Below are 15,938 nucleotides of genomic sequence, written 5' to 3'. Positions count from 1 at the left end.
ATGCCATAACCTACAGGCTGCCCTTCCAGGTCCGTCCCGGCGCACCCGACTCGTCAATCGACATCGCCAGCTCAGGCAACGTGGGGATCGGCACCAACACCCCCGACGCGCCCCTCGAGGTCAGCAACGACGACACGTTCAGCTTCTTCCGGGTCACCGCCACCGGTGCGCCCGTCAACCAGTCAGTCGACGTGGTCTTCACCCAGGGACCCCTCGGCACCGGCGAGTTCCGCTACAACATCGTCGACGGCGACGGGCCCGAGATGCGATTGAACGCCGATGGCGACATGGCGATCGACGGCACGCTGACGACCTCCGGCTCCTGCTCCGTCGGCTGCGACGCGGTGTTCGATGCGGGCTACACCCTGCCCTCGATCGAGGAACATCACGCCCGCACCCTCGCCCTCGGCCACCTGCCCAACGTGGGCCCCACCCGCGACGGCGAGCCGTGGGACGTGACCGACAAGATGGGCCGCATCCTCAACGAGCTGGAACATGCGCACCTCTACATCGCGCGGCTCAACGAACAGAACGCGGCACAGGCCGCCCAGATCGCCGCCCTGACCGCCCGGCTCGACGCGCTCGACCGGCAGGACTGACACACGCCCTTCCGGTTTCCGCCGCGGCGGGCACCGGCAACAAGATCAATCGCCCTCGCCGGTTACGAAGCGGGGGACACCAACCGGAGTCAGAAGATTGAAACGTTTTTTTACCACCGCTTTTGCCCTCGCCCTGTTTCCCGGAGGCGCGGCTATCGCCGATCACGTCTTTGAGCAGAACGTCATCGTAGACGCCAATCTGCTATGTGTCGGCACTGACTGCGAAAACCTCGAACCAAGGTTGTCGGCTTACATCGGTATAAAACTCAAGTCCCTAACCAACGCGATCCTCTTTGAGGACACAACCACCTTGGCGAACAACGCGTCCTGGGACTGGCGGCTCAGTGCCAACGAATCGACAACTTTCGGCGCTGATGCCTTTTTCCTCACTGACGTCACCTCCGGCACCAATCCGTTCTGGGTCACCGGCGGCGCCCCCAGCAATGCGCTTTACGTCGCGTCTACTGGCGATATCGGCCTCGGCACCTCCCTGCCGCAGGCCGACCTGCACATCCTCGGCTCCAACCTGGCCAAGCTGCGAATGGAAACCTCGCTGGGCGGCTTGCGCACATGGGAAACCGGTGTCTCGGGCGCCGGCTACTGGGTCGGCGACGTCACCGCCGGAACCACCCCCCTCGTTGTCGAGGGCAACGTGCCGAGCAACACGCTCTACCTCGATGCAACCGGCAATGTCGGTATCGGCACCTCCAGCCCCGACGCGCCGTTCGAAGTGAGTGACAGCAACACCTTCAGCTTCTTCCGCATCACCGCCGAGAATGCCCCGGTCAACAGGTCGGTCGACATTACCTTCACCCAGGGGCCGCTGACCACCGGAGAGATGCGCTACAACATCGTCGACGGCGACGGGCCCGAGATGCGATTGAACGCCGATGGCGACATGGTGCTCGACGGCACGCTGACGACCTCCGGCTCCTGCTCGGTCGGCTGCGACGCGGTCTTCGGCGCCGACTACCCGCTGCCCTCGATCGAGGAACACCACGCGCAAACCCTCGCCCTGGGCCATCTGCCCAATGTCGGGCCGACGCGAGACGGCGAGCCATGGGACGTGACCGACAAGATGGGCCGCATCCTCAACGAGCTGGAGCACGCCCATCTCTACATCGCCGAACTCGAGGCCCGCGACCGGCTGACACAGGCCCGGCTCGACCGCCAGCAGGCCGAGCTCGCGGCGCTGGCGGCGCTCGTGGCACGGGTGACGGACCCCGCCCCCGCGACGCGCTGATCCGCCCGGCAAACCCGCGTTTGGCGATTGGCCGGCACCGGGTGTATCATGGCCCCACTACCATCGCGCCCGCGCCCGGCGCGACGCGGGCGCATGCGCATGTCCCTCAGACGGAGCCATTGCCATGCCGCGCCCCCGCCTTGCCCTCACCGCCCTCGCCCTGGCCGCCTGCGCCACGGCCGCCCAGGCCGCCGACCTGCACAATGACGGCGTCTTCATCCTCGACGACGACCCCGCCCTGGCCGACCTTTTCGTCGACGATGTCGCCGTTATCCAGGGCGAGCTGTGCATCGGCGGCGCCTGCACCAGCAGCGAAACCTTCGCCTCGACCACCCGGCTCAAGATCACCAGCACCGCCACGAGCATCGACTTCATCGACACCTCCACCGGCAGTTTCCCCGGCCGCGACTGGCGCCTGCGCGTCAATGACAGCGGCACCGTCGGGATCGACCGCTTCTCGATCGAGGATCTCGACATCGGCACCATCCCCTTTACCATCGAGGGCCCGGCCCCCGAGGCAGCGCTCTACGTCTCGGCCTTCGGCAATGTCGGGCTCGGCACCGCGATGCCGCTCGAAAACCTGCACATCACCGACCTCTTCGACCCCGGGCTCCGGCTCGAGGTCACCGGCGGCTCGCCCTATTCCTGGGATATCGGCGCGAACGGCGCGGCCTTCTTCGTCGCCGACGAGATCGAGGACACGGTGCCCGTCGTCATCCGCCCCGGCGCCCCGAGCTTTGCATTGCATGTCGACGCCAGCGGCAATGTCGGCCTTGGCGCCGTGGAGCCCGATGCCCCGCTCGAGCTGTTCGGCCCGGACAGCTTCAACTTCCTGCGCATCACCGCCGACGGCGCCGCCGTCAACCCGTCGGTCGACGTGGTCTTCACCGAAGGTCCGCTCGGCACGGGCGAACTGCGCTACAACATCGTCGACGGCGACGGGCCGGAAATGCGGCTCAACGCCAACGGCGACATGCGTCTTACCGGCACGCTCACCACCGGCGGCCCCACCTGCGACAGCGGCTGCGACGCGGTGTTCGACGCCGAGTTCAAACGCCTCTCCGTCTCCGAGCACGCCGCGCTCATGTGGGACAAGGGACACCTGCCCGCGGTCGGCCCCACCCTGCCCGATGCCCCGATGAACGTCAGCGAGAAAATGGGCGGCATCCTCAACGAACTCGAGCACGCCCATATCTACATCGAGGAACTGAACGAGCGTCTCGCCGCACAGGAGGCGCTGAACGCCCGGCTCATCGCCCGGCTCGACGCGCTGGAAGCGGTCGACTGACGCCGCCCCGCTTCTTCTGGCCGAAAATATCCTGGGCGGGGACGTTGAATTTCCAAAGGAAATTCAACGCTGGGCGCAACGCCCCCTGCCCGCCCTAGTCCTCGCCCTGCGCCTCGGCCCGGCTCTTGCCCGACACGTTCATCGCCAGCGTCGCCGCCATGAACTGGTCCAGATCGCCGTCCAGCACGCCCTTCGTATCCGAGGTCTCGACGCTCGTGCGCAGGTCCTTCACCATCTGGTAGGGCTGCAGCACGTAAGACCGGATCTGGTTGCCCCAGCCCGCGTCGCCCTTGGCCTCGTGCGCTTCGGCAATCGCCTCGTTCCGCTTGTCCAGCTCCATCTGGTAGAGCCGCGATTTCAGCGCCTTCATGGCGATCTCGCGGTTCTGGTGCTGCGACTTCTCCGAGCTGGTCACCACGATCCCCGTGGGAATATGCGTCATCCGCACGGCCGAGTCGGTCTTGTTCACGTGCTGCCCGCCCGCGCCGGACGAGCGGAACGTATCCACCCGCACGTCCGAGGGGTTCACCTCGATCTCGATATTGTCATCCACCACCGGGTAGACCCAGACCGAGCAGAAGGAGGTATGCCGCTTGGCCGCTGAATCGAAGGGCGAGATCCGCACCAGCCGGTGCACGCCCGATTCCGATTTCAGCCAGCCATAGGCGTTGTGCCCGGAAATCTTGTAGGCGGCCGACTTGATCCCCGCCTCCTCGCCCGGGCTTTCCGACTGAAGCTCCACCGTGTAGCCCCGCTTCTCGGCCCAGCGGACATACATCCGCGCCAGCATGTTGGCCCAGTCGCAGCTTTCCGTACCGCCCGCGCCCGCGTTGATCTCGAGGAAGGTGTCGTTGCCATCCGCCTCGCCGTCCAGAAGCGCCTCCAGCTCCTTGGCGGCGGCCTTCTGCTGCAGCGCCTTGATGGCGGTCTCGGCCTCGCCCACGACCTCGGCATCGTCCTCCATCTCGCCCAGTTCAATGAGCTCGATGTTGTCCGACAGGTCCTGCTTGATCGTGTCATGGGTCTCGATCGCGTCGACCAGCGCCTGCCGGTCGCGCATCAGCTTCTGTGCCTTGGCGGGATCGTCCCACAGGGTCGGGTCCTCGACACGGGCGTTGAATTCCTCCAGCCGGTGCTGGGCGGTCTCCCACCCCATCCGCTGGCGCAGAAGCTCCAGCGAATTCTCGATCTCTTCCACGGCGGTTTCGATTTCAGCGCGCATGCGTCAGGGTCCTCGGTCTGCTCAGATGCGGGTGATACCAAGGGCCAAGGGGTTGGACAAGACGGGTCGGTACGTGTCGCTCCCCGCGCGGAACAAAGGCGTCCCGCGGCCCGCCGACACGCGGCCCCTACGACACCGCCAGTTCCGCGTAAGACACCATCACGTGCTCGCGATACGCCTCCCGCGCCTGCAGCCGCTCGTAATACCGCGCCACGTTGGGCAGCTCCGCCCGCTCGATCCCGATCTCGTAATAGCGGTACAGCACGTGCCCAAGCTGCACATCCGCCAGCGTGAAATCCTCGCCCGCGAGATGCGCGGTTTCGCCCAGCCGCTCCTCCGCGATCGCCAGCGCCTTTTCCAGCGCCGTGACGGAGGCCTCAATCGCCGGCCAGTCGCGCTCGGCCTCGGGCGTGCGCACCACGCGCCAGAAGATCGGAACGGTAAAGGCGCTGGCCACGTTGATCTTGGCCCATTCCGCCCACTTGTCCACCTGCGCCCGCGCCGACAGGTCCTCCGGCCAGAACGGCGCCGCCCCGTAGCGATTGGCGAGATACCGCAGGATCGCCGCCGATTCCCACAAGGGCGCGTCGTCGCCATCCCGGATCACGGGCACAAGGCGGTTGGGGTTCATGGCAATGAACTCGTCCGTGTCCGTGCCGCCATACTTGTGGCCCACGTCAAGCCGCTCGTGGTCGAGCCCCAGCTCGGCAATGCCCCACATCACCGCCTGCACGTTCGACGAGGTCTTCCGTCCCCAGACCGTCAGCATGGGCACCTCCCGTTCCGTCCCTTCAGCCTAGTACAGCCCGCCCGAACTCAGGCTGCCAAAGCTCGCCTTGTCGCCCACGCTGCCGGTGTCGCCGTCCGAGGTGGTCACCTCGCGCACCTCTTCCGAGCGGTTCTGCTCGTAGATATCGAGGTCGGTGCCCATGGCGAACCCGCCGTCATAGACATAACCGAACAGCGGCTCTTCCCCGTCGCGGAAATACTCGGCCACCACATGCGCCCCGCTCGCCCCGTCGGGCAGGCGCTCGCCGGTGTAACGGTCGATCTTGATGAAATGCCCGCCCTCGGGCACCTTGAACTTGCCGCCGCCGTATTTCTTGATCGCCTGCGTCATGAACTCCTGGAACACCGGCCCGCACATCGACGAGCCATAGGCGCTCCGCCCAAGGCCGCGCGGCTGGTCGAAACCGATATAGCAGCCCGCCACGATGTTCGAGGTGAAGCCCACGAACCACACGTCCCGCGCGTCGTTGGTGGTGCCCGTCTTGCCGGCCACCGGCACCGACAGGTTGATCGCGCCCGAGGCCGTGCCACGCTGCACCACGCCCTGCATCATCGAGGTCAGCTGGTAGGCGGTCACCGGGTCGATCACCCGGTCGCGGTTCGACACGATCCGCGGGCCCCGGTTCTGCGGGATCGACGGGTCGTCGCATTCCACGCAATCGCGCGGATCGTGGTTGTAGACCGTCTCGCCGTACCGGTTCTGCACCCGGTCGACCAGCGTCGGCTGCACCCGCTCGCCGCCATTGGCGAACATCGCGTAGGCCGAGACCATGCGGTAGAGCGTCGTCTCCTCCGAGCCCAGCGAGTTGGCAAGGAACGTGCTCATCCGGTCATAGACCCCGAACCGCTCGGCATAGGCGGCGACGGTGTCCATTCCCACCTCCTGCGCCAGCCGCACGGTCATCAGGTTCCGCGACATCTCGATGCCGGTGCGCAGCGGCGTCGGACCGTAGAACTGGTTCGACGAGTTGCGCGGCCGCCAGATGCCCCCGGCGGTGTCGATCTCGATCGGCGCGTCGATCACGATGGTCGCGGGCGAATACCCGCTGTCGAGCGCGGCGGCATAAACGAACGGCTTGAAGGACGACCCCGGCTGCCGGTCGGCCTGCGTCGCCCGGTTGAACACCGAATCCTGGTAGGAGAACCCGCCCTGCATCGCCAGCACCCGGCCGTTATGCACGTCCATCGCCACGAAGCCGCCCTGCACCTCCGGCACCTGCCGCAGGGTCCAGCGGATCAGGCTGCCATCGTCGTCCGAGGTCATCCGGCGCACATGCACCACGTCGCCGCGCTTGAAGGTCTCCTTGAAGTCGCCCGGCAGCCACGCGATATCCTTGCGCGGCACGCTCTGCACCTCGGCGATCGCCTCGATGCCGACGGTCATCTCCTGGTCGCCGCGCTCCAGCACCACGGCCGGGTACCACTTGCCGTCAAGCTCGATATCGCGCGCCACGTCCGTCGCCGCCAGCGCCTCGCGCCACGCCTTCTCGTCGTCCAGCACCTCTTCCGGCAGGGTCTCGCCCGTGCCGCGCCATTTGCCGGCGTTGCGGTCATACTGTTCCAGCTGCCGCTGCAGCGCCTGCGCGCCCGCGGTCTGCATCTCCGGGTCGATCGTCGCCCGCACGGTCAGCCCGCCGGTAAAGAACTCGCCCTCGCCGAAATCCTGCGACAGCTGACGCCGGATCTCGTCGGTGAAGTAATCCCGCGGCGGCAGCGTCTCGCGCCATTCCGGGAAATCCCCGTTCTGGACAGACCGCAGCTCGGCGGTGATCTCCTCCTCCTTCACCGCCTCTGAGATGTAGCCGTTCTCGTACATCTCCGTCAGCACGTAGTTCCGCCGATCCCGCAGCCGGTCCTTGTTGTGCACCGGGTGCGTCCGGCCCGGCGCCTGCGGCATCGAAGCCAGGAACGCCGCCTCGTGCGGCTCCAGCTCGCTCAGCGTCTTGTTGAAATAGGTCTGCGCGGCGGCGGTCACGCCATAGGAATTCTGCCCGAGGAAAATCTCGTTGAGATAGAGCTCGAGGATGTCCTCCTTGCTCAGCGTCTCCTCGATCCGCGTGGCCAGGATGATCTCCTTGATCTTGCGCTCGATCCGCCGGTCGCCCGACAGAAGGAAGTTCTTCATCACCTGCTGGGTGATGGTCGAGGCGCCGCGCACCGTCTCGCCGCGGGTCTTCACCGCCTCGACCACGGCCGCGGCGATGCCACGCGCGTCGTATCCGGCGTGGTTGTAGAAATTCTTGTCCTCGGCGGAAATGAAGGCCTGTTTCACCAGCTCCGGAATTTCCTCGGCCGGGGTGAACAGCCGCCGCTCGCGGGCGAACTCGTCGATGATCTTGCCCTCGCCCGAGTAGATCCGGCTGATCGTCGGCGGCGTGTAATTGGCCAGCGATTCGTGGCTGGGCAGGTCCTTGCCATAGATATGGAACACCGCGCCGATCGACAGCGCGACCATGACGACGACCAGCGTCGCAAGGCTGAAGATCGTTCCGAACAGGCTGAGGATAGGTCTGAGCACGCGCGGCCCCCGTTTCAAGTTAGGCATTCCTATAAGCGGCGGGCGAAAGCCCGTCAAAACACAATCGGGTCAGGCCCGGCACCCCTCCGCCTACTGGCGGACAAGCTTGGCGGCGGCGGCATCGGCGATCCGCCAGGCCTCCAGCGCGTCGCGGATGCCGGCGGCCATGGCCGCCCGCCACACCGGGTCGCGTAGATGGTCCAGGTCGCTGCGGCTCGACAGGAACCCCAGCTCGATCAGGATCGACGGGATATCCGGCGATTTCAGCACCGAGAACCCGGCCGAGCGCAGCGGCCGTGAATTCAGCGCGATCCCCTGCTCCTTGATCCCCAGCCGCACCGCGCGGGCCAGCTGGTCGGCGCGCGGCTGGGTCTCCATCCGGGCCAGGTCCATCAGCACGTCCGCCACCACGTCGTCGCTCTCGGTCAGGTCCACCCCGGCCAGGATATTGGCCCGGTTGTGCCGCTCGGCCAGCGCGGCGCTGGCCTTGTCGCTGGCGCTGTCCGACAGGGTATAGACCGTGGCGCCCGTCGCCCGCCCCTCGCTCAGCGCGTCGGCATGAAGCGAGATGAACACGTCCGCCCCCAGCTTGTGGGCGATCGCCACCCGCCGCTCGAGCGAGACGAACTTGTCCTCCTCCCGCGTCAGCGCCACGTCGAAGCCCCCGGCCCGCATGAGCTCGTCGCGCAGCTCGCGGGCAAAGCGCAGCATCAGCTCCTTCTCGCTGTCGCCGTCATTCTCGGCCCCGGGGTCGATCCCGCCATGGCCGGGGTCCAGCACCACCAGCAGCTTGCCCTCCCCGGTTTGCCGCGCCTGCTTCACCGCCGGCAGGCCGGGCTGGTCGATATCCCACCCGGGCAGCGGCGCCGCGCCCGCCGCGCTGGCGAAATCCGCCTCCGACACCTCGCGCAGCACCACCTCGATCTGCACGGTGCCGCTCGCCTTGTCGGTCTTCGCCTCCGTGGTATCCACTGCGAAGGGCCCGGCCATGTCGACCACCATCCGCGACCAGCCGGGCCGGAACGTGCCCATCCGCACCGCCTTCGCCCCCTCGGCCCAGTCGATCAGCTTGGGGTCAACCCCGCGCCAGTCCACCTCGCGGAAATCCATCACCAGCCGCGCCGGCTCGTCCAGCGTGAACACCCGGAACGGCACGCCCTGGCTCAGCCCCAGCCGCACCCGCAGCCCGCCGCCGATATCGTCGATGCGCGTCTGCGCCATCTCGACCCGCGCCAGCGCGGTCAGCTCCCGCCCCTGCGCATGCGCGCCCAGGCCCATCGCGCAGATCACCAGCGCCAGACAAATCCTGATCATCCTGCTCTTCCGCCGTTACCGGTCTTGGTTGCGTCCAAGCATACACCAACCGGGCCCTCTTGCCCACAGCCCACGCGCCCCGCAAGGCCCGAAAAACCATTTGCCGCACCCCGCCGCCCGGCCCCGCTTTCACTTTTCCAGAAATACTCAATCCCCCAACCGCGCCCCAAACGACACGCCCGCAATCCACGCACCACCCCCGCTTCTTCTTGGCAAAAATACTCAAATCCCGACACCCGCCCCAAGGCGCAGGCGCCGACAATTTCAGCGCCCCATGAAGGCCTTCAACCGCCTCAGCCCCTCGGCAATATCCGCCGTGCTCCGCGCATAGGAAAAACGCAACGTCCCGCCGCCCCGCGCGGGGTCGAAATCCAGCCCCGGCGTCACCGCCACGCCCGCCTTCTCCAGGATTTCCTGCGCAAACCCCCGGCTGTCATCGGTCAGGTGGCTCACATCCGCATAGACATAGAACGCGCCATCGGGCGGCGCGATCCGGTCGAACCCCGCCGCCGGCAGCCCGTCCAGCATCAATTGCCGGTTGGCGCGGTAGACATCCATGTTCGCCTCCAGCTCCTCGCTGCAATCCATCGCCGCCAGCGCCACCACCTGGCTGGCATGGGGCGGGCAGATGAACAGGTTCTGCGCCAGCCGTTCCACCACCCGCACGTGATCCTCCGGCACCACCATCCAGCCCACGCGCCAGCCGGTCATCGAGAAATACTTGGAAAACGAGTTGATAACGTAGCATTCGTCACTGATTTCCAGCGCCGTTACCGCCTTCGATTCATACTCGATCCCGTGATAGATCTCGTCGCTGATGAACGCCGCCCCCTGCGCCGCGGCCGCCTCCATCAGCGCCGCCATGTCCTCGCGCCCCAGCATCGTTCCCGTCGGGTTCGCCGGGCTCGCCACCATCAGCCCCGACAGGTCCAGCCCCTCCAGGTCCGCCGCCACCGGCTGAAGCCGGTTGGCCTCGCGCGTCTCGATATCCACCGGCACGAGGTCCAGCGCCCGCAGGATCTGCCGATAGCTCGGATAACCCGGCGCCCCGATCCCCACCCGCTGCCCGGTGTCGAAGAGCGCGGTGAAGGCCAGTATGAACGCCCCCGACGAGCCGGAGGTCACGACCACCCGGTTCGGGTCCAGATCCACCCCGTACCACTCGCCGTAAAGCCGCGCGATCCGCGCCCGCAGCGCCGGCAGGCCAAGCGACACGGTATAACCCATCGCGTCCTCGCCCATCGCGGCGGCCAGCGCCGCCCGCGCGCCCTCGGGCGCCGGCGTGCCCGGCTGGCCCACCTCCATGTGGATGATGTGCCGCCCGGCCGCCTCGGCCTTGCGGGCGGCTTCCATCACGTCCATCACGATAAAGGGATCGACGCCCGACCGGCTTGAGTTCCGCATGGATTTATCCCTAGACTGCGCCACGTATTCGAGCCTTGGGTTGCACCGGAAAGAGACGCGCCGTCAATGCATCATCTCCGATTTCCGGCCGGGGCCCTGCCGGCCCCCGCCGCACCCGCAAGAGCGAAATGACGAAACACCGATTCACCAGTATGACGGAGACCCGCTTCATGACACGCCCCCTTCTGCCCGCGCTGGCCGCCATGGCCACGCTCGCCCTGCCCGCCCAGGCCTTCGACCTCGAGAACATGACCGATGCCGAGCGTGACGCCTTCCGCACCGAGATCCGCGACTACCTGCTCGAAAACCCCGAGGTGATCATGGAAGCCGTCGCCGTGCTGGAACAGCGCGAGACCGCGGCGCAGGCCGAATCCGACGTGCAGATGATCGAGGACCACGCCGAAGCGATCTTCAACGACGATCATTCCTGGGTCGGCGGCAACCCCGAGGGCGACCTGACGCTGGTCGAGTTCATGGATTACCGCTGCGGCTATTGCCGCCGCGCCGCGCCGGATGTCGACGACCTCGTCGAGTTCGACGGCAACATCCGCTTCGTGATCAAGGAATTCCCGATCCTGGGCGAGCAGTCGATGACGTCGGCCCGCTTCGCCATCGCCACCAAGCAGGTCGCGGGCGACGACGCCTACAAGGACGTCCACGACGCGCTGATCACCTTCGGGGGCGATATCGACGAAACCGCCCTGACCCGCATAAGCGAGACGCTCGGCCTCGACACCGACGCCATCCTCGCGCAGATGGAAAGCCCCGACGTGACCGAGGTGATCGCCGAGAACCACCAGCTCGCCAAGTCGCTGGGCATCTCGGGCACGCCCTCCTTCGTGATGGGCGACCAGATGCTGCGCGGCTACGTCCCGCGCGAGCAGATGGAAGTGATCGCCGCCGAGATCCGCGCCGACTCGTGAAGCGCGTCGCGGGGGCGGCCCTGCTGGCGGCCTGCTGCGGCGGGCCGTCCCTTGCCGAGACCGATGTCCTGAACCTCACCCCGGCCGAGCGCGCCATCCTCGGGCAGGAGATCCGCGCGGTCCTGCTGACCGTGCCGCAGCTCCTGCCGCTGGACCGGCCCCCGCCCGATGCGGCCGACCTCTACGCCGAGGCCATCGACAGCGACCTCGCCCGCCTCAGGGCGCATCGCGAGGCGCTCTTCTCCCCCGCCCTGCCCGGCTTCGGGCCCGAGAACGCGGCCCACACCATCGCCCTCTTCACCCGTGCCAACTGCCCCGACTGCGCCCTTGCCGAGGCCGACCTGCGCGCGCTGGCTGAAACTCACGACCTCCGCGTCACCCTCCTCGACATGGAGGAGAACAGCGCCCTGGCCGACGCCCTGCAACTCGACATGGCCCCCAGCTACGTCTTCCCGGATCAAATGCTGCGCGGGCATATCCCGGCCATCGTGCTGGAACGCTACCTCGCGGAATAACCCCCCGCCCGGCTCAGCACCGAACCGCGCCGCCTACTCCGCCGCCTGAGGCTCCGCCTCGCCCGCCTCGATCTCGGCCGCGCGCTTCTCGACCTCCTCGACGATATGGTCGATCATCTGGTCGTTCGACATCTTGTGGCTCGCCTTCCCGGCCAGGTAAACCATCCCCGACCCGGCCCCGCCGCCGGTGAACCCCACATCGGTCATCAGCGCCTCGCCCGGCCCGTTCACCACGCAGCCGATGATCGACAGGCTCATCGGCGTCTTGATATGCTCCAGTCGCTCTTCCAGAACCTCGACCGTCCTGATCACGTCGAACCCCTGCCGCGCGCAGGACGGGCAGGAGATGATGTTCACCCCCCGGTGCCGCAGCCCCAGCGATTTCAGGATCTCGTAGCCGACCTTCACCTCCTGCACCGGATCGGCCGACAGGCTGACGCGGACCGTGTCGCCAATCCCCATCCACAACAGGTTGCCAAGGCCGATCGCCGACTTGATCGTGCCGCTCATCAGCCCGCCCGCCTCGGTAATCCCGAGGTGAATCGGCGCATCCGTCTGGTCGGCCAGCATCTGGTAGGCGGTCGCGGCCATGAACACGTCCGACGCCTTGCAGCTGATCTTGAACTCGTGGAAATCGTTGTCCTGCAACACCTTGATATGGTCGAGACCGCTCTCCACCATCGCGTCCGGCGTGGGCTCGCCGTATTTCTCCAGCAAATGCCGCTCCAGCGAGCCCGCATTCACCCCGATCCGCATCGAACAGCCATGATCGCGCGCGGCCTTGATCACCTCGCGCACCCGGTCCTGGCTGCCGATATTGCCGGGGTTGATCCGCAGGCAGGCCGCGCCCGCCTCGGCGCTCTCGATCCCGCGCTTGTAGTGGAAATGGATGTCCGCCACGATCGGCACCGGGCTTTCCCGCACGATCTCCTTCAGCGCCTTCGAACTCTTCTCGTCCGGCACCGAGACCCGCACGATATCCGCGCCCGCCTCGGCGGCGGCCTGCACCTGCGCCACCGTGGCCTTCACGTCCCAGGTGTCGGTATTGGTCATGGTCTGCACGCTGATCGGCGCGCCGCCCCCCACCGGCACGTTGCCCACCATGATCTGCCGGCTCTGCCGGCGGTGGATATTGCGCCACGGGCGGATTTCATTGAGCGACATCAGGTCGGCCCCGCTAACTCGGAAATTGCGTCTGGTGGAATCATAGGTGCCGCAACCCGCAGTCGCAATGCGAAGCGACCGGATTATTCCTGCGGCGATACGTCCGACTGCTCGAGCTGGGCCACGTAGCGCGACAGGTCGCGATCCTGGCTCAGGTCGGCCACGTCATAGCGCTCGGTCAGCCCCTCGGCCGCCAGCGCAAGGTCCGACGTGACAGAGCCGTTGGGGCCAACCGGCCCGTAATGCTTGCCCGCCACCTCGAAATACACCGCGCCGGATTCGCCCACCCGCAGGGTCGGCGGCTCTTCCGTCACCGGCACGCTGTAGGTGTCGCCGCCGTTCAGGATGCCCTCGTAGACCACGCTGCCATCGGCGGCGCGCACGCGCACCCATGCCGGCCGCACGGCCACCAGCCGCACGCCGGGCGGCGGATCGGCCACGACCTTGGGCGTGTTGGCGCCGGGCGTGGTGTTGCCCACGGCGGGCACCGCCTCGCCCACGCCTTCCACGGCGCTGGCAATGGCATTCTCGATGGCGTTGCGGTCCACCGGGTCCGACTGGCGGTCGGCCTCGGGCAGTTCCGCCACGAAGGTGCCCACGTCGGCCGGATCGAGCGTCGAGATCGGCGCATCGCGGGCCACCATCACCGGCACGTCAAGCGCCTCGGGGCGATAGGGCCGGTCCAGCCCCTCCTCGGCCACCGGCGGCAGGACACCCGCGCTGCGCGTCGGGTCCTCGCTCTGGGCCGGGGTCTTGACCGCGGCGTCGAGCGGGTCGAGGTCGGTCAGCACGTCGGGCGTGTTCTCAACCGGGGCGAACTGCACCCGCTGGATCTCGTTCAGAACGCTCCACCCGCCGTAACCGATCCCGGCGATCAGCGCGACCAGCACCAGCGCCGAGCCGATGGCGCCCGGCTCGATCTGGCTGAACATGGTCTCGCGCGCCGGCAGGAACGGCGTCGAAGGCGCGATCAGCGGGTCTTTCGGGGTGGCATTGCGGCGCGGCTTCTCGTCGGCCTTGCGGATACTCGAGGCACCCGCCGACATGCCATGCGCCACCGAGAACCCGCATTCGGTGCAGAAATCGGCAAAGGCCGCGTCCGGGTCCATGCCGAGATAGCGCGCATAGGAGCGCACGTATCCGGGAATGAATCCGGGCGTGTCGAAGGCATCCGGGTCAGCATTCTCGATGGCGGCAATATAGGAGGCGCGGATGCGGATCTCCCGCTCCACGTCCAGCAGCGATTTGCCAAGGGTCGCCCGTTCGCCGCGCATCTTGTCCCCCAGACGCACGTCATAGGCATCGAAACCCCTTGGTTTCTCCGCATTTACAAGAGGATCAGCCGTTTTGCTCCGGCGTATGGCCATGCAACCTGCCCCTTACAACCCATTGCCTGTTACCCGAATTGACGATTCGGAACCCGCTCTTTTTGTTTATAATAGGTTACCACAACGCAATATATATTGCACGTGCCGCATCATCTTTCAGGGGCAGGATGCGGTATTACGCCGACATTTCCGCCCGGTTGAGGGCACAATGGCTCCACAGCTCGTCCATCGCGCGGATCAGGTGGTCCATCTCGTCGGGCCCGTGCACCGGCGACGGGGTGAAGCGCAGGCGCTCCGTACCGCGCGGCACGGTGGGGAAGTTGATCGGCTGAACATAGATGCCGTAGCCTTCCAGCAGCATGTCCGACAGCTTCTTCGTATGCACCGGGTCGCCCACGATCACCGGCACGATATGGCTGCCGTGGTCGATCAGCGGCAGGCCCATGCCCTTGAGCCGCGTCTTCAGGATCTTCGCCCGCTCCTGGTGCAGGTCGCGCAGCGCCTGGTCCCGCTTGAGATGCGCGACCGAGGCCGCGGCCCCGGCCGCAACGGCCGGCGGTAGCGACGTGGTAAAGATGAACCCCGGCGCATAAGACCTTATGGCGTCACACATTTTCGCGCTGGCCGCGATATAGCCGCCCATCACGCCGAACGCCTTGGCCAGCGTGCCGTTGATGATGTCCAGCCGGTGCATCAGCCGGTCCCGCTCGGCCACGCCGGCGCCGCGGGGGCCGTACATGCCAACCGCGTGAACCTCGTCGATATAGGTCAGCGCGCCGAACGCGTCGGCCAGGTCGCAGATCGCCTCGATCGGGCCGAAATCCCCGTCCATCGAGTAGACGCTCTCGAACGCGATCAGCTTCGGTGCGTCAGGGTCATCCGCCGCCATCAGCTCGCGCAGGTGTTCCACGTCGTTATGCCGGAAGATCCGCTTTGCCCCGCCGTTGCGCCGTACCCCCTCGATCATCGAGGCATGGTTCAGCTCGTCGGAATAGATGATCAGCCCGGGAAACAGCTTCGGCAGGGTCGAGAGCGTGGCGTCGTTGGCGATATAGGCGCTGGTGAACAGAAGCGCGGCTTCCTTGCCGTGCAGGTCCGCCAGCTCGGCCTCCAGCCGCTTGTGATAGACCGTGGTGCCGGAAATGTTGCGCGTGCCGCCGCTGCCGGCGCCGGTGGCGTCCACCGCCTCGTGCATCGCCTCCAGCACGACCGGATGCTGGCCCATGCCAAGGTAGTCGTTGCCGCACCAGACCGTGATCGGCGTCTCCGACCCGTCCGGTCGCCGCCAGGTGGCATGCGGGAACTGGCCCTGCTTGCGCTCGATATCGATGAAGGTCCGATACCGGCCTTCTTCATGCAGGCGCCCGATCGCCTCGTCCAGCTTGGCCGTATAATCCACGTCGGATCCCCTTCCTTGGCAGTCTTCGGTCCCATCTGAATCCGGTCCGGGCCCGAGGTCGCGCGCCGCACGACATATTCAATATTCTGTATGCATGTCCATAAGATGCATATAAGATGGCGCTTTACAGGACAACAGGTAACAAATCGTCACGCCCCTGCGCCTTGACCTATGTCAACTTGCTGGACAGTGCCCCGCGTCCTGATACGGTCCCCGCGATATAGCAAGACCA

13 protein-coding genes are annotated in these 15,938 nt (G+C 66.7%); 5 read left to right on the top strand and 8 right to left on the bottom strand.

Translation table 11 applies throughout. The features are described 5' to 3' along the window. The 3 genes from QUV18_RS11955 to QUV18_RS11945 form a co-directional block, all read left to right on the top strand. Positions 1–599 (top strand): hypothetical protein (locus QUV18_RS11955; RefSeq protein WP_300894150.1); only part of this gene is annotated, 599 nt, incomplete at its 5' end. 310 nt (positions 600–909) lie between these two features. Beyond that, positions 910–1,842, top strand: coding sequence for a hypothetical protein (locus tag QUV18_RS11950; protein WP_300894149.1), 933 nt, complete (start codon positions 910–912; stop codon positions 1,840–1,842). Positions 1,843–1,966: 124 nt separating this feature from the next. After that, positions 1,967–3,130, top strand: a complete 1,164-nt coding sequence (locus tag QUV18_RS11945) for a hypothetical protein (RefSeq protein ID WP_300894148.1) — start codon at positions 1,967–1,969, stop codon at positions 3,128–3,130. A gap of 94 nt (positions 3,131–3,224) precedes the next feature. Here QUV18_RS11945 and prfB read toward each other — a convergent pair whose 3' ends face one another. From prfB to QUV18_RS11920, 5 genes are all read right to left on the bottom strand, one after another. Next, a complete protein-coding gene (gene prfB / locus QUV18_RS11940; RefSeq protein WP_300894147.1) occupies positions 3,225–4,352 on the bottom strand; it encodes a peptide chain release factor 2 in 1,128 nt (375 codons plus the stop codon). A gap of 127 nt (positions 4,353–4,479) precedes the next feature. Continuing rightward, a complete protein-coding gene (locus QUV18_RS11935) occupies positions 4,480–5,121 on the bottom strand; it encodes a glutathione S-transferase (RefSeq protein ID WP_300894146.1) in 642 nt (213 codons plus the stop codon). 27 nt (positions 5,122–5,148) lie between these two features. Beyond that, entirely contained in the window at positions 5,149–7,659 is a 2,511-nt protein-coding gene (locus tag QUV18_RS11930; RefSeq protein WP_300894145.1) for a penicillin-binding protein 1A, read from the bottom strand. A gap of 90 nt (positions 7,660–7,749) precedes the next feature. Then, the gene (locus QUV18_RS11925) at positions 7,750–8,973 is read right to left on the bottom strand and encodes an N-acetylmuramoyl-L-alanine amidase (protein ID WP_300894144.1); all 1,224 of its coding nucleotides are present in this window, start codon (positions 8,971–8,973) and stop codon (positions 7,750–7,752) included. A 264-nt stretch (positions 8,974–9,237) separates the two neighbouring features. Beyond that, positions 9,238–10,377: an aminotransferase class I/II-fold pyridoxal phosphate-dependent enzyme gene (locus QUV18_RS11920; protein WP_300894143.1), complete on the bottom strand. Its 1,140-nt coding sequence runs from the start codon at positions 10,375–10,377 to the stop codon at positions 9,238–9,240. Positions 10,378–10,547: 170 nt separating this feature from the next. On the opposite strand from QUV18_RS11920, the gene QUV18_RS11915 reads away from it, so the two are divergent. Then, complete coding sequence (locus tag QUV18_RS11915; RefSeq protein WP_300894142.1) at positions 10,548–11,300, top strand: DsbA family protein; 753 nt, start codon at positions 10,548–10,550, stop codon at positions 11,298–11,300. After that, entirely contained in the window at positions 11,297–11,815 is a 519-nt protein-coding gene (locus QUV18_RS11910; RefSeq protein ID WP_300894141.1) for a thioredoxin family protein, read from the top strand. The genes QUV18_RS11915 and QUV18_RS11910 overlap by 4 nt, the downstream gene beginning before the upstream one ends. Positions 11,816–11,848: 33 nt before the next feature. Here the strand turns inward: QUV18_RS11910 and ispG are convergent, their stop codons facing one another. The 3 genes from ispG to hemA form a co-directional block, all read right to left on the bottom strand. Then, entirely contained in the window at positions 11,849–12,979 is a 1,131-nt protein-coding gene (gene ispG / locus QUV18_RS11905; protein ID WP_300894140.1) for a flavodoxin-dependent (E)-4-hydroxy-3-methylbut-2-enyl-diphosphate synthase, read from the bottom strand. An 83-nt stretch (positions 12,980–13,062) separates the two neighbouring features. Further along, a complete protein-coding gene (locus tag QUV18_RS11900) occupies positions 13,063–14,346 on the bottom strand; it encodes a helix-turn-helix domain-containing protein (protein WP_300894139.1) in 1,284 nt (427 codons plus the stop codon). A 136-nt stretch (positions 14,347–14,482) separates the two neighbouring features. Then, positions 14,483–15,706: a 5-aminolevulinate synthase gene (hemA, locus tag QUV18_RS11895; protein ID WP_300894138.1), complete on the bottom strand. Its 1,224-nt coding sequence runs from the start codon at positions 15,704–15,706 to the stop codon at positions 14,483–14,485. Positions 15,707–15,938: the final 232 nt, after the last annotated feature.

Origin of the sequence: Roseovarius sp., assembly GCF_030373445.1 — a bacterium.
Taxonomy (GTDB): Bacteria; Pseudomonadota; Alphaproteobacteria; order Rhodobacterales; family Rhodobacteraceae; genus Roseovarius.
This window is presented reverse-complemented; position numbering and strand designations above follow the sequence as displayed.

Excerpts from the sequence above, each read along its gene's own strand:
- QUV18_RS11945 (WP_300894148.1), top strand. The coding sequence starts at position 1,967 with ATGCCGCGCCCCCGCCTTGCCCTCACCGCCCTCGCCCTGGCCGCCTGC.
- prfB (WP_300894147.1), bottom strand. The coding sequence starts at position 4,352 with ATGCGCGCTGAAATCGAAACCGCCGTGGAAGAGATCGAGAATTCGCTG.
- QUV18_RS11935 (WP_300894146.1), bottom strand. The coding sequence starts at position 5,121 with ATGCTGACGGTCTGGGGACGGAAGACCTCGTCGAACGTGCAGGCGGTG.
- QUV18_RS11925 (WP_300894144.1), bottom strand. The coding sequence starts at position 8,973 with ATGATCAGGATTTGTCTGGCGCTGGTGATCTGCGCGATGGGCCTGGGC.
- QUV18_RS11920 (WP_300894143.1), bottom strand. The coding sequence starts at position 10,377 with ATGCGGAACTCAAGCCGGTCGGGCGTCGATCCCTTTATCGTGATGGAC.
- QUV18_RS11915 (WP_300894142.1), top strand. The coding sequence starts at position 10,548 with ATGACACGCCCCCTTCTGCCCGCGCTGGCCGCCATGGCCACGCTCGCC.
- ispG (WP_300894140.1), bottom strand. The coding sequence starts at position 12,979 with ATGTCGCTCAATGAAATCCGCCCGTGGCGCAATATCCACCGCCGGCAG.
- QUV18_RS11900 (WP_300894139.1), bottom strand. The coding sequence starts at position 14,346 with ATGGCCATACGCCGGAGCAAAACGGCTGATCCTCTTGTAAATGCGGAG.